Genomic DNA, 13,367 nt, shown 5'->3' with positions numbered 1-13,367 from the left:
CATTGCGGGGCACCACGACCCCGAACCTGCACGGAGGATTACCCATGACCAAGACCATTCGCCTGCTGGCGCTGAGCGCGGCAAGTTCGCTGGCGCTGAGCCTGCCGGCATTCGCCCAGGATGCCGCCGCCGGCCCCGAAGCCGCCGATGCCGAAAGCGATGCCGGCACGATCGTGGTCACCGGCAGCCGCATTCGCGGGATTGCCCCGGTGGGGTCGAACGTGATCGGGATCAGCGCCGAAAAGATCGCAGCAGAGCCGGTCATTTCCACCAACGACCTGCTCCGCCGCGTGCCGCAGGTGGTCTCGCTGGGGGCCAACCGCAACGGCGGCAGCGCCCAGAACGGCGCGGCCAACGCCACGCGCGGTGCGGGCATCAACCTGCGCGGGATCAGCACCAATGCAACCTTGCTGCTCTACGATGGCAAGCGCCTGCCGCCGCAGGGCACCCAGGGCCAGTACACCGATCCGTCCGCGATCCCCGCGATCGCGCTGGAACGGGTCGAAGTGGTCGCCGATGGCGCTTCGGCGATCTATGGGTCTGATGCGATTGCCGGGGTGGTCAACTTCATCCTGCGGCGCAATTTCGACGGGATCGAACTGCGCGCCCGCGCCGGGATTGCCGAGGGCGGCTACCAGGAACACCAGATCGCCGGGATCTATGGCCGCAAGTGGGACACCGGCTCGTTCATGATCGCGGGCGAGCTCACCCACAACGATGCGCTGCGCGGCTATGACCTCGATTTCTACCAGGACGACAACCGCGCGCGCGGCGGGCGCGACCTGCGCGTGACCAATTGCGGCGCGGGCACCATTACCGCCAGCGGCAAGACCTATGCCATCCCCGCCAGCGGCGTCACTGCCGCCACGGCCGGCAGCCTGGTGGCGGGCACCAGCAACAAGTGCTTCTACAATTCGCTCGACACCGTCATTCCCGAACAGACCCGGTATAACCTGACCGGTACTTTCAACCAGGAACTGGCCGAAGGGATCAAGCTGTTCGCCGACGGGTTCTATTCCTACCGCAAGGGCAAGCTGGCGCAGCTGACCAACATCAGCGCGACCGTGCGCAACACCAACCCGTTCTTCGTTACCCCGGTGGCGGGGCTGACTTCGGTGTCGGTTGCCTGGTCGCTGGTGCCGACCAACGGCGGGCCGGATTTCAACCCCTATCGCGGCGAAACCTGGAACGTCAGTGCCGGGCTGGAAGCCCAGGTGATGGGCGACTGGAAAGCGACGGTCTATTACGCCCACGGCGAAAGCGAGGACGTGGCCAACCGCACGGTCGGGGTCAACACCGCCGCGCTCAATGCCGCGCTGGCCGATACCAATCCGCTGACCGCGCTCAACGTGTTCGGCGGGGCGAACAACCCGGCGACCATCGCGAAGATCCGCGACAACCTGTTCGTCATCACCGGCCGGACCCGGCTGGACGTGGTCAATGCCCAGCTTGACGGCAGCCTGGTCGATCTGCCCGGCGGTGCGGTCAAGCTGGCGGTGGGCGGCGAGTACCGCCGCGAATACACCTATACCGACCTGCTGACCGGCCAGGCGGCGACGCCGCTGAGCGTGCACGATGCCGGCACCCGCAACGTCAAGGCGCTGTTCGGTGAACTGTTCATTCCGCTGGTCGGCAGCGGCAATGCCATGCCGGGGATCGAGCAGCTCTCGCTCTCGGTCGCGGGGCGCCATGAAAAGTACAGCGATTTCGGCAGCACTTCGAACCCCAAGCTGGGGCTGACCTGGAAGCCGGTCGATGCGCTGGCGCTGCGCGCCAGCTATGGCAAGTCGTTCCGCGCGCCGACCTTTACCGAAGTGTCGACCATCGCGGGCGGGGCCGGGCTGTACTACGATACGCTGCCGGGCGCCGCGGGCAACCAGACCGGGATCGGCATTGCCGGCGGCAATCCGGGGCTGAAGCCCGAAACCGCGCGGACCTGGTCGGTCGGCGGTGAATTGAGCCCGCTGCCGGGGCTGCGCGCCTCGCTGACCTGGTTCGACATCGACTACAAGAACCAGATCCAGGCGCTGCGCGGCACGCCGGGGATCCTGACCAACCCGCTCTACGCCTCGTTCGTCAAGTTCAACCCGAGCGCGGCGGAAGTGTCGGCGCTGGTGGGGTCGGGCCTGCCGCTCAACAACGTGATCAACACCAGCGCGGTCAGCTTCATCGTCGATGGCCGGCGCCAGAACCTGGGCCGCAGCCAGGTGCGCGGGCTGGACTTCGGGCTCTATTACGATTGGCAGCTGGGCGGGGTGAAGTGGGATGCCGGTTTCCAGGGCACCTATTACACGAAGTACCTGTTCCAGGCTGTCCCGGGCGCGGCGGTGGCCGACGTGATCGGCACGATCAACTTCCCGCAGAAGTTCCGTTCGCAGGCGGACCTGGGCGCAAAGCTGGGGATCTTCTCCACCCGCCTGACCTGGAACCACCTGGCCGGCTACCTCAACACCACGGTCACCCCCAGCCAGCAGGTCGCCAAGTACGATACCTTCGACCTGTCGCTGGGCGTCGACGTGCTGAGCCGGGTGCGGCTGAGCTTCGACGTGCGCAACCTGCTGAACGAGGATCCGCCGTTCGTCGATACCACGCGCGGCTACGATGCGCAGTCGGCCAACCCGATCCCGCGGATGTTCTCGCTCAGCGCCGCGGTCAAGTTCTGATGCCGCTGCTGCCGCTCCTCCCTCTTATCGCGGCAGCAGCAACTCCCCAGGGCGGCCAATGTGCCGCCCTGGTGGGGCAGGCCGGGGCCGTGGCGGTCGAACGCGCGAGCGCCATTGTCCCGGCCCCCCAATGGCGACCGGACGGCGCGGGGACCTATTCCGCCACCCCGGTCACTGTCCCGCTGTGCCGGGTCGAGGGGAAGATCGAAGGCAACATCGGCTTCGAGCTGTGGCTGCCGCTGAACTGGAACGGCCGCCTGCTGGGCGCGGGCGTGGGCGGGGACGCGGGCGTCTACAACTACCGCGACATGGCGCTGCGGATCGAGCAGGGCTTTGCCACCGTCACCACCGACAGCGGCCACAAGGCGAGCGAGGCGCGCTGGATGAGCCGTCCGCAGGCCCGCGTCGACTATGAACACCGCGCCAGCCACCTCACCGCCCAGGCCGCCAAGGCGCTGGTCGCGCGGTTCTATGGTCAGGCCCCGAACCGGTCCTATTATCTCGGCTGTTCGGGCGGGGGGCGCCAGGCGCTCAAGGAAATGCAGGCCTATCCGGGCGATTACGACGGCGTGGTTGCCGGCGCGCCCGGGCCGTACATGCCGCTGCAATCGGTGCGGATGCTGTGGTTCGCGCTGGAACAGCAGAAGCAGCCCGCAGGGATGCTGAGCGACGCCCAGTGGTCGCTCTATGAACGCGCCGTGCACCAGGCCTGCGATGGGCAGGACGGGGTGCGCGACGGGATCATCGAGAACTCGGCCACCTGCCGCTTCGATACCCGCCAGCTGCTGTGCAAGCCGGGGCAGGCGGGCGAGTGCCTGACCGCGCCGCAACGCGCGATGCTCGACCGGATCGTCGCGCCGCTGCGCGACGAGCGCGGCCGGGCGATGGACTGGGGGTTGTTCCCCGGCGTGCGCACCCGTCCCGGGCCGCCGTCGCCCTTGCTGCGGGCAATGTGGGCCGATGCGGTTTACAACAATCCCGACTGGGACGCGCTGACCTTTCGCCGCACGGCCGACCTGGCCAAGGTCAACGCGCTGATGCCGCAGCTGCGCGCCGACAGCACGGCGATCCAGCCGTTCATCGCCCAGGGGCACAAGGCGATCATCTACCAGGGCTGGCAGGATCCTTCGACCAATGCCGGGCCGACGCTGCGCTATTATGCCGATCTGGCCGCCGCCAATGGCGGGCTGGACGCGCTGGACGATGCGGTGCGGCTGTTCATGGTGCCGGGCATGTACCATTGCCGGGGCGGGCCGGGGGCGGACAGCTTTGGCGGTTCGGGCCATGTCCCGGCCGGAACCGATCCCGCGCGCGACGTGCTGTGGGCGCTGATCCGCTGGGTCGAACAGGGCGAAGCGCCGCGCCAGTTGATCGCGGCCAAACAGGGGGCGGACGGCCGGGCCCTGACCCGCGTGCTGTGCCCTTTCCCGCAAGTGGCGCGCCATGATGGCCACGGGCCGCAGGACACCGCCAGCGCCTGTGCCTGCGTGACCGACGGCACATTGTCCCGGCTGCTGCGCCGCCCGCTGCCGCAGGCACGTTAGCGCGGCGGCGGGCCGGGTCGCGCCGCCCGGTCAGCGCACCGCGCGGCGGTAGAGGTGCCAGGTGGCGTGGGCCAGCACCGGCAGCGCCACCAGCAGCCCCAGGAAGGCGGGCAGCATCGCCGCGAACAGCACCGCGCCGATCAGCACGGCCCAGGCCAGCATGACCAGGCCGTTCGAGCGCACCGTGGCCAGGCTGACGATGATCGCGGTCAGGAAATCGACATCGCGGTCAACCAGCATCGGCAGGCTGATCACCGTCACGGCATAGAACAGCAGCGCCATCAGTGCGCCGCAGACCGAACCGACCGCCAGCATGGCGATCCCCGCCGGCGTGGCGAACAGCGACAGCGACTGCGCGCCGATCCCGGATTCGGCCATGAAAATCGCGAAGATGCCGTGGGCCAGGATCATCCAGAAGGTGAAGCCGACGAACACGAACCCGCCCATCATCAGCAGCTGTTCGTCACCGCGCCCGCGCAGCGCGCCCAGCACTGGCCCCCAGCGCAGTTCCACCCCGGCCTCGCGGCGGCGGCTGACCTCGTACAGGCCCACCGCGATGAACGGGGCGAGCAAGGGAAAGCCCGCCGCTGCCGGGACCAGCCATTCCACCGCGCCGCGCTGGACCATCAGGTAATAAAGCAAGAGGCCGGCGATCACGTAGATCCCGGCAAAGAACAGCCCGAACAGCGGCCGCGCCGCAAAATCGGCCCAGCCCGCCGCCAATGCCCTGCGCAGATCGGCCATGCCAAGATCGCTGGCCACTTTGGCTGGCGCGACCGGCGTTGCATCGCCCGTGGTCATCACACCTCTCCCATCCTGTCCCGCGCGGATGCTGCCGCAAAGCGGGCAGGTCGGCAAGAGCGGCGGGGCGGCAAGAGCAGCGGGCGGGGAAGGGCCGGGTCAGCCTTCGGCAAAGCCGAACGGAGCGATCCCGCGGCGGTTGTCGTCGCCCGTGATCTCGCGGCCCATCGGCGGGGCGGCGCGCGCGGCGCACAGGGCGCGGTTGCACAGCCGGCAGGTCACCCCGATCGGGCTGGCTTCGGCGCTGCGCGGATCAAGGTTCTGGGCATAGACCAGCTTCGGTGCATGTTCCGCAGCGCAGGCCAGCGCGATCGCCCGGGTCACGCGCGGGCGGGCAAAGCTGCCGCCGCCCGCCGTCACCGTCCGCGCGATCGAGAAGAAGCGCTGGCCATCGGGCAGTTCCAGGAACTGGGTGTGAATCTCGCCCGGCGTGCGGAACACCGTGTGGACGTTCCACAGCGGGCAGCCGCCGCCATGCGCGGCAAAGGGAAAGCCCGCCCCGTCGAGCCGCTTTGACACGTTGCCCGCCGGATCGACCCGGATGAAGAAGAACGGCACCCGCAGCATTCCCGGCTTGTTCAGCGTGGTGAGGCGGTGGGTGACCTGTTCGAAGCTGGTGCCGAACTGGCGGCTCAACGCCTCGATGTCATAGGCGCGTGCTTCGACCGCGCGGGCGAAGCGGTCGTACGGCATCAGGATCGCGGCGGCGCAGTAGGCAGCCAGCTCGCGCTTCACCAGCGCCTGGGCCGTGGGGCTGGCGAGGCCCGCCCCGGCCAGCACCGCGGCGATCTCCTTGCGAAGCGCGGTATAGGCAATGTGCATCGCCACCTGGAACTGGCGGCTGGCGCCGTCCAGCGTATCGTCGATCAGCAGTTGTTCGTTGTGCCGGTCATACCGCCGCAGGGCGTCCATCATCACGTCGGGCGGCAGGTAACGCAGGCGGGTGCCGCGCGTCTTGCCCAGCCAGTCGGCCAGCGATCCGGCGCGGGCGATTTCGGCGGCCAGTTCCTCGGCCCGGGTGTCGAGCGCGTGGAAGTAATTGCGTTCGCGCGCGACAAAGCGCCGCGCCTCGGCCACCGGGTCGGCCCCGCCGGGCACTTCGCGCTGTTCGGCCAGCGCGCGCTGTTCGCGGCTGTAGGCTTCGTGCAGGCGCAGCAGCGCCTCGCTCACCCCCGGGAAGCTGCTGGCAAGGTCCGCCACTTCCAGCGCGGGCAGCTCGATGTCCGCGAATAGCGGATCGCGCAGCACCTTGGCGAGGCGCTGTTCGTAGGCTTCGGCATCGTCCCCGGCAAAGTCGGTCAGGTCGAAGCGGTAGCTCTTGGCGAGGCGCAGCAGCAGGTCCGCGGTCAGCGGGCGCTGGTTGCGTTCGATCAGCGCGATGTAGCTGGGCGAGATGCGCAGGTCCTGCGCCATGGCCTGCTGGGTCAGCCCCAGTTCGCGGCGCAGGCGGCGCAGGCGCGGGCCAAGATAGAGCGGGCGGGAATCGGCCATGCGCGCACTTTGTCATGTCTGCACAACTTTACAAGGAAAAGCTGTAACGTCTTACAAGGCGACTCCGCGTGGCCTTTCCGCAGCGCAGCATCGTCGGCATGTCAGGGCCATGGACACGGCCCGCGCGGCCCAGGCTCAAGAGGAATTGCCCCATGACCTATTCGCAGACCATCGCCGAAGCCGGCAAGCAGATCGCCCCCTATGGGCAGGCCTGGAGCGGGATCGATGCGGCCAGCGTCGCCCGCATGCGCCTGCAGAACCGCTTCCAGACCGGGCTCGACATCGCGCGCTATACCGCGAAGATCATGCGCGAGGACATGGCCGCCTATGACGCCGATCCCGCCAACTACACCCAGTCGCTGGGTTGCTGGCACGGCTTCATCGGGCAGCAGAAGCTCATCTCGATCAAGAAGCACTTCGGCACCACCAAGGGCCGCTACCTGTACCTGTCGGGCTGGATGATCGCCGCGCTGCGCAGCGAATTCGGCCCGCTGCCCGACCAGTCGATGCACGAAAAGACCACCGTGCCCGCGCTGATCGAGGAACTCTACACCTTCCTGCGCCAGGCCGATGCGCGCGAGCTGGGCGGCCTGTTCCGTGAACTCGATGCCGCCAAGGCGGCGGGCGACGCGGTCAACACCCACCGCCTGCTGCACAAGATCGACGAATTCCAGACCCACGTCGTGCCGATCATCGCCGATATCGATGCCGGCTTCGGCAATGCCGAGGCGACCTACCTGCTCGCCAAGAAGATGATCGAGGCGGGGGCCTGCGCGATCCAGATCGAAAACCAGGTCTCGGACGAAAAGCAGTGCGGCCACCAGGACGGCAAGGTCACCGTGCCGCACGAGGACTTCCTCGCGAAGATCCGCGCGGTCCGTTACGCCTTCATGGAACTGGGCGTCGAGGACGGGATCATCGTTGCCCGCACCGACTCGCTGGGCGCCGGCCTGACCAAGCAGATCGCCTATACCCGTGAAGCGGGCGACATTGGCGACCAGTACAACAGCTTCCTCGACTGCGACGAAGTCGATGCCTCGAACATTGGCCACGGCGACGTGCTGATCACCCGCGATGGCAAGCTGCTGAAGCCCAAGCGCCTGCCCAGCAACCTCTACCAGTTCCGCACCGGCACCGGCGAGGATCGCTGCGTGCTGGACTGCATCACCTCGCTCCAGAACGGCGCGGACCTGCTGTGGATCGAAACCGAAAAGCCGCACATCGGCCAGATCGGCGGCATGGTCAGCCGGATCCGCGAAGTGATGCCCAACGCCAAGCTGGTCTACAACAACAGCCCCAGCTTCAACTGGACGCTGAACTTCCGCCAGCAGGTGTTCGACGCCTGGGCTGCCGAGGGCAAGGACGTGTCGGCCTATGACCGCGCCAAGCTGATGAGCGTCGATTACGACAGCTCGGACCTGGCCGCCGAAGCCGACGAACGCATCCGCACCTTCCAGAAGGACGCGGCGCGCGAGGCGGGGATCTTCCACCACCTCATCACCCTGCCGACCTATCACACGGCGGCGCTGAGCACCGACAACCTCGCCAAGGAATACTTCGGCGACGCGGGCATGCTGGGCTACGTCAAGAACGTCCAGCGCCAGGAAATCCGCCAGGGCATCGCCTGCGTGAAGCACCAGAACATGTCGGGCAGCGACATTGGCGATGATCACAAGGAATACTTCGCCGGTGAAGCCGCGCTCAAGGCCGGCGGCGAACACAACACGATGAACCAGTTCGCGGCATAAAGCCGCGGGCAGGAGCCAGTTCGCGGCGTAACGCTCCTTAAGCGCGTCATTGCGAGCGAAGCGAAGCAATCCAGAGCCGTTCAAGCCGCCCTGGATTGCTTCGGGCCTTCGTCCCTCGCAATGACGAATGCAATGGAGCGGTTTGTCCGCACCGACTTTCCTGGGGAGGAAAGCTGGCCCGTCGCACCACCCTGGGTGCGGCGGGCCAATTCGCTTGCGTTCAGCCGCGCGCCAGGCGCAGCACTTGCGGGCTGCGGAAGTTGGAGCTGGGCACCCACGGCAGCACATCGTCCACCCGTGTGAATTCGGGCACGACTTTCAGGAATTCGCTGAAGATCACTTCGGTCGCCACGCGCGCCAGCATTGCGCCCAGGCACGAATGGACCCCGCCGCCAAAGCCCAGGTGGCGCTTGGGCCGCCGGGTGATGTCGTAGAAATCGGGGTTTTCGAACTGGCGCTCGTCGCGGTTGGCGCTGCCATAGGCGAGCATCACGAAATCGCCCGCCTTCATGGTCTGGCCGTGCAGCTCGGTATCGACCTGCAGGCAGCGCTTGAAGCGCTGGGCCGAGGTGTTGAAGCGCAGCGATTCTTCCATCGCATCCGGAATCAGGTTGTGATCCGCCGCGATTTTCCGCCGCGCGTCGTGTTCGTTCGCCAGGTTGTAGGCGAACATCCCGAGGAAGCCCGACAGGCTTTCGATCCCCGCCATGATCAGCGTGGTGACAGTCAGCTGCACTTCCTTGTCGAGCAGCTTCTCGCCGTCGATTTCGGCGGTGATGAAGCCCGACAGCAGGTCGTCGCCGGGGTTCTTCTTGCGCTCGCGCACCAAGTTTTCGGCATAGTCGGCCATCCAGCGGAACGCTTCGAGGTGCTTTTCGGTCTTCTGCCGGGTCTTGGCATCGGTCTGGACCATCAGCACCGCGTTGTCGCGGACCTGCTCGGCGCCTTCGCGGGGCAGGTTGAACAGGTAGAACAGCAGGTCGACCGTCATCTTCGAGCCATAGTCGCCAACGAAGTCGAACACCTCCTTGTCCCGGATTTCGGCCAGGTGCTGGTGGCAGGCCGCCCGCGCCGGTTCGAGGATGTGGTCAAGCGCGCGCTTGGTCATCGCCGACTGGATCAGCGCGCGGAGGCGATCGTGGCGCGGCGGGTCGCTGCTGCCCAGCGTCGATCCGGCGCGGCCCGGAAACTCGTCGATCAGGTTGCCCTTGGCCGACGAATAGACCCGCCAGTTGGTCAGCGCGGCCAGCACGTCATCATAGCGTGACAGCACCCACATGCCCGCTTCTTCGGAATAGAAGCAGGGGTACTCGTCGCGCAGCACCTTGTAGGCTGGGAAGGGATCGGCGTCGAACGCCGGATCGTAGGGATCGAACCGGAAGGCCATGTCGGGGTCCTCTCGTGGCATGCTTATCCTGGCACAATGGCACGGGCGCGCGCGCCCGGCCACGCAGCTTTGCGACAATTGCTTGCACTTTTCGGTCATTCGGCCATGCTGCCCGGCGCAATGGGCGAAGCCACGCAAATCACGCAATTTGGCCTTTACGGCGAAGCCGGGGGCGATCTTGCCCCCGAATTCGTGCATATCGAGCCGATCTCGGCGCGCTCCAGCCTGTATGAATGGACCATTTCGCCGCACGCCCATCCCGGCATCGTCCAGCTGCTGCTGGTGGGCGAGGGGCAGGGCGTGCTGGCCGATGGCGAGGGTGAGGCGGCATTGCCGCCCGGCACGCTGGCCGTGGTCCCCGGCGGCACGGTCCACGCCTTCCGCTTCGTTCCCGGCACGCAGGGCTGGGTGCTGAGCCTGGCTGAAGCCCTGCTCGACGATCCGCGCCTCGCCCCGTTCGCGGCCGGATCGGTGCTGCGCGGCGGGCGGGTGCGCTCGCTCGCTCTCGCCGAAGTGGGGATGGTCGATGCCCTGCTTGCGGGGCTCTGCTCGCGCGGTCCGGCGCCGAATGCGACCACGCTGGCGACGCTTGCCGTGCTGCTCGCCCAGGTCGAGGAAGCGGCGGCCCGTGCCCAGGCGGGCGAGGGGCCGCCCGACCGCCGCCTGGCGTTGGTGCACCGGTTCACCGCGCTGCTTGACCAGCATTACCGTGCGCAGTGGAGCGTGGCGGACTATGCTCGCGCGCTCGGCACCACGCCGCAAACCCTGACCCGCGCCTGCCGCCAGGTCACGGGCAAGCCGCCGGGCGATCTGGCGCTGGAACGCAGCTTGCGCGAGGCAATGCGCGCGCTGACTTTCACCGCCGCGGGCGTGGCGCAGATCGCCAGCGACCTCGGCTTTGCCGATCCGGCCTATTTCAGCCGCTTCTTCAAGGCGCGCACCGGGATGGAGCCCAGCCGCTTCCGGCGTGAACGGGCCTGGCTGAGAGCCTAGCCCTGCCGTTCGCGCCAGTCGCGCTTGACCTTCTTGGCCAGGCTCCACTTGTGGACTTCGGTCGGGCCGTCATAGATGCGGAAGGCGCGCACTTCGCGGAACACCTGTTCGACAATGGTCGCTTCCGACACCCCTGTGCCGCCCATCACCTGGACGCAGCGGTCGGCAATGCGCATCAGCGCTTCGGACACGGCGACCTTGGCCATCGAGCTTTCGGTGGTGCCCAGGCTGCCGGTATCCAGCACCCCGGCGCACCAGTCGATCATCAGTTCGGCCTGCTTCAGGTCGATCAGGTTTTCCGCCAGCATGAAGCCGACGCCTTCGTGTTCGATCAGCGGCTTGCCGAAGGCCATGCGGCGGCAGGCATAGTCGCTGGCGATTTCATGCGCGCGGATGCAGCAGCCCAGCCAGCGCATGCAGTGCGACAGCCGCGCAGGAGACAGGCGGACCTGCGCATATTTGAACCCTTCGCCCGCTTCGCCCAGCATCTGGTCGGCCGGCACGCGCAGGTTGTCGATCGTCACCGTGGCATGGCCGCCGGGCATCGAGCTGTCGATGGTGTTGGGTACGTGGTCGGTGCGGATCGCCGGATCGGGCAGGTCGACCAGGAACATGCAGGCGCCGCCGGAACCGCCCGGCGTTTCGTCCTTGGCCATGACGATGCCGACGCTGGCCCCGGCCGCCCCGGTGATGAAGCACTTGCGCCCATTGATCACCCAGTGGTTGCCATCGCGGCGGCAGGTGGTGAGCATCATGCCGGGGTCGGACCCTGCGCCGTTGTCGGCCGCCGGTTCGGTCATGAAGAAAGCGCTGCGGGCGCGGCCTTCGACCAGGGGTTTGAGGAACCGTTCCTGCTGCTCGGCATTGGCCTTGTGGCCCAGCAGGTACATGTTGCCTTCATCCGGCGCCATGGTGTTGCAGGCCAGCGGGCCGAGCGGGGAAAGGCCCGAAGCGATCAGCACGATTGCCGTCTCGCGCTGGTTGAGGTGGGCGCCGCCCGGCAGGATATGCGGGGTCAGCACGCCCGCCGCGCGGGCCTTTGCGCGCATTTCATAGACCAGCTCGTCGGTCGGCGCGCCGTGGTGGTCGCGGCGCGGGTCCTTTTCATAGGGCACGATCTCGTCACGGACGAAGCGTTCGACCCGTGCGGCCATGTCGCGGGCCTGGGCGGAAATGGTGGACTGTTCGGTCATGGTGGAAATCCTGTTCAGGCAAAGGTCCAGCGGCTGAGTTCTTCGCCGCGCGTGATGGTGCCGGATGCGCCCACGGGCGTGCCTTCGGCGCTGGTGAGGCGTTCGATCGTGGCGGTGTCATTCCCCGGCACCTGCGCCAGCACGCGCTGGCCCGCCGGGGTCAGCGCCGCGACCACACCCGCGCGCGGCTGGCCGTCGCGGCCATAGAACACGGTGAAGGTTTCGAGCCGGGCGGCGCCGGCATAGTCCTTGTCTAGCTCCGGGATGGGGCCGCGCGCCGCATCGGCCTCGGCCTGGAAATCGTAGCTGCGGGGGAAGGTGGCCGCCGGGATCGGCTCGCTCGATACGACAATGGAATGGTTGTGCGTGGCATAGCCGCCATTGGCGAACAGCAGCCCGGTGCCGGGATCGGCGCGCAGCCGATCGACCATGCTGGCGACCGCATGGCTCATGTAATTGCCGATCGGCCCGCCGCCAAAGGTCAGTCCGCCGAACTGGCTGGCCGGCTTGTCCAGCGGCCAGTCGATGATCCGCCGCGCCATTTTGGGAATGCAGGGGAAGCAGGAATAGAGTTCGACGGTGTCCAGCTGATCGGGCCGCACGGCGTTCAAATCCAGCGCTTTCAGGATCGACACTTCCATGCTGGCCGAATGGTCATAGGTGTCGCGCTTCATCCAGCTGTCAGCCTCGTGCGCGGCGGCGCCGTTGCCGACATAGATCCACTTGTCCTCGGGGATGCCACGCCGCCGGGCTTCGCCCGCGCTGGTAACGATGAAGCCCGCGCCCTGGTTGACCGCCGAATTGGCGACCTGCAGCTTGGTATAGGGGAAGGCGATCGGGCGGTTGCTTTCGCTCGGCGTCACCACGTCCGCCGGGCTGACGGGCTTCCTGATCCAGGCGTTCTTGTTGGCGGCGGCCACTTCGGAAAACCGGCTCCAGATCGCGCCGCTTTCAGCCTGCGCTTGGTCAAGCGACTGGCCAAGCTTGGCGCGCAGGCCGTTCTCATACAGCGGATAGACGTCGACCGGCGCGACCAGGCCATAGCTTTGCGCATAGCCCAGCTGGCGGCGGTGGGAAGCTTCGCGCAGCTGGTCGGGCTTGCGCCCGCCTTGCGCGGCGGCGGTGCGGGCGGCGGCGGTGCGCAGCGCCTCGGCCCCGCAGACCAGCGCGATCTTCGCCTCGCCCGCGCCGATGCGGTTGGCGGCCTCGTTCAGCAGCAGGATCGGGCTGTCGCCATTGGGGCCTTCGCTTTGCATCATCTGCGCGGGCGCGATGCCCAGCGCGGCGGCTAGCGGCTCGCACGCATCGGCGATGTCGGGGAAGGCGATCTGCTTGACCACGCCCAGGAAATCAGCGTCGGCGATCAGGCTGGCGCCGGCATCGTCCTCGCTCTTGCGCAGGGCGGCAACCATCAGTTCCACCGGGTCCATGCCCGCCAGCGGATCGGCCGGACGGTCGTTCACCTGTCCCACCCCGACGATTACCGGCAGCCGATCCTGGTCCATCCCGCGTTCCTCTCCACAATAATTGACAACCCGTCAGAAACG

9 protein-coding genes are annotated in these 13,367 nt (G+C 67.5%); 4 read left to right on the top strand and 5 right to left on the bottom strand.

Annotated features, from left to right (window positions below; all coding sequences use genetic code 11):
• The first annotated feature begins 44 nt into the window (after positions 1-44).
• Both ACE3N9_RS03805 and ACE3N9_RS03800 read left to right on the top strand, forming a co-directional pair.
• A complete protein-coding gene (locus tag ACE3N9_RS03805) occupies positions 45-2,663 on the top strand; it encodes a TonB-dependent receptor (protein ID WP_374281009.1) in 2,619 nt (872 codons plus the stop codon).
• Positions 2,664-2,752: 89 nt separating this feature from the next.
• Positions 2,753-4,207: a tannase/feruloyl esterase family alpha/beta hydrolase gene (locus ACE3N9_RS03800; RefSeq protein WP_374281007.1), complete on the top strand. Its 1,455-nt coding sequence runs from the start codon at positions 2,753-2,755 to the stop codon at positions 4,205-4,207.
• Between the two features lie 30 nt (positions 4,208-4,237).
• On the opposite strand, the gene ACE3N9_RS03795 is transcribed toward ACE3N9_RS03800, so the two are convergent.
• Together ACE3N9_RS03795 and ACE3N9_RS03790 are read right to left on the bottom strand one after the other, a co-directional pair.
• On the bottom strand, positions 4,238-5,008 hold the full coding sequence (locus tag ACE3N9_RS03795; protein ID WP_374281005.1) for a DUF2189 domain-containing protein: 771 nt from the start codon (positions 5,006-5,008) through the stop codon (positions 4,238-4,240).
• A gap of 99 nt (positions 5,009-5,107) precedes the next feature.
• Positions 5,108-6,499, bottom strand: coding sequence for a short-chain fatty acyl-CoA regulator family protein (locus ACE3N9_RS03790; protein WP_374281003.1), 1,392 nt, complete (start codon positions 6,497-6,499; stop codon positions 5,108-5,110).
• A 152-nt stretch (positions 6,500-6,651) separates the two neighbouring features.
• Between ACE3N9_RS03790 and ACE3N9_RS03785 the strand changes: the two genes are divergently transcribed.
• Complete coding sequence (locus ACE3N9_RS03785) at positions 6,652-8,247, top strand: isocitrate lyase (RefSeq protein ID WP_374281001.1); 1,596 nt, start codon at positions 6,652-6,654, stop codon at positions 8,245-8,247.
• A gap of 220 nt (positions 8,248-8,467) precedes the next feature.
• Here ACE3N9_RS03785 and ACE3N9_RS03780 read toward each other — a convergent pair whose 3' ends face one another.
• On the bottom strand, positions 8,468-9,655 hold the full coding sequence (locus tag ACE3N9_RS03780; RefSeq protein ID WP_374280999.1) for a cytochrome P450: 1,188 nt from the start codon (positions 9,653-9,655) through the stop codon (positions 8,468-8,470).
• A gap of 99 nt (positions 9,656-9,754) precedes the next feature.
• On the opposite strand from ACE3N9_RS03780, the gene ACE3N9_RS03775 reads away from it, so the two are divergent.
• Positions 9,755-10,627: a helix-turn-helix domain-containing protein gene (locus ACE3N9_RS03775; RefSeq protein WP_374280997.1), complete on the top strand. Its 873-nt coding sequence runs from the start codon at positions 9,755-9,757 to the stop codon at positions 10,625-10,627.
• On the opposite strand, the gene ACE3N9_RS03770 is transcribed toward ACE3N9_RS03775, so the two are convergent.
• Together ACE3N9_RS03770 and ACE3N9_RS03765 are read right to left on the bottom strand one after the other, a co-directional pair.
• Entirely contained in the window at positions 10,624-11,820 is a 1,197-nt protein-coding gene (locus ACE3N9_RS03770) for an acyl-CoA dehydrogenase family protein (RefSeq protein ID WP_374280995.1), read from the bottom strand. The genes ACE3N9_RS03775 and ACE3N9_RS03770 overlap by 4 nt on opposite strands.
• A gap of 14 nt (positions 11,821-11,834) precedes the next feature.
• Positions 11,835-13,325, bottom strand: coding sequence for an acetyl-CoA acetyltransferase (locus ACE3N9_RS03765; protein WP_374280993.1), 1,491 nt, complete (start codon positions 13,323-13,325; stop codon positions 11,835-11,837).
• Positions 13,326-13,367 lie beyond the last annotated feature (42 nt).

This window comes from Novosphingobium sp. (genome assembly GCF_041905565.1).
Lineage (GTDB): Bacteria > Pseudomonadota > Alphaproteobacteria > Sphingomonadales > Sphingomonadaceae > Novosphingobium.
This window is presented reverse-complemented; position numbering and strand designations above follow the sequence as displayed.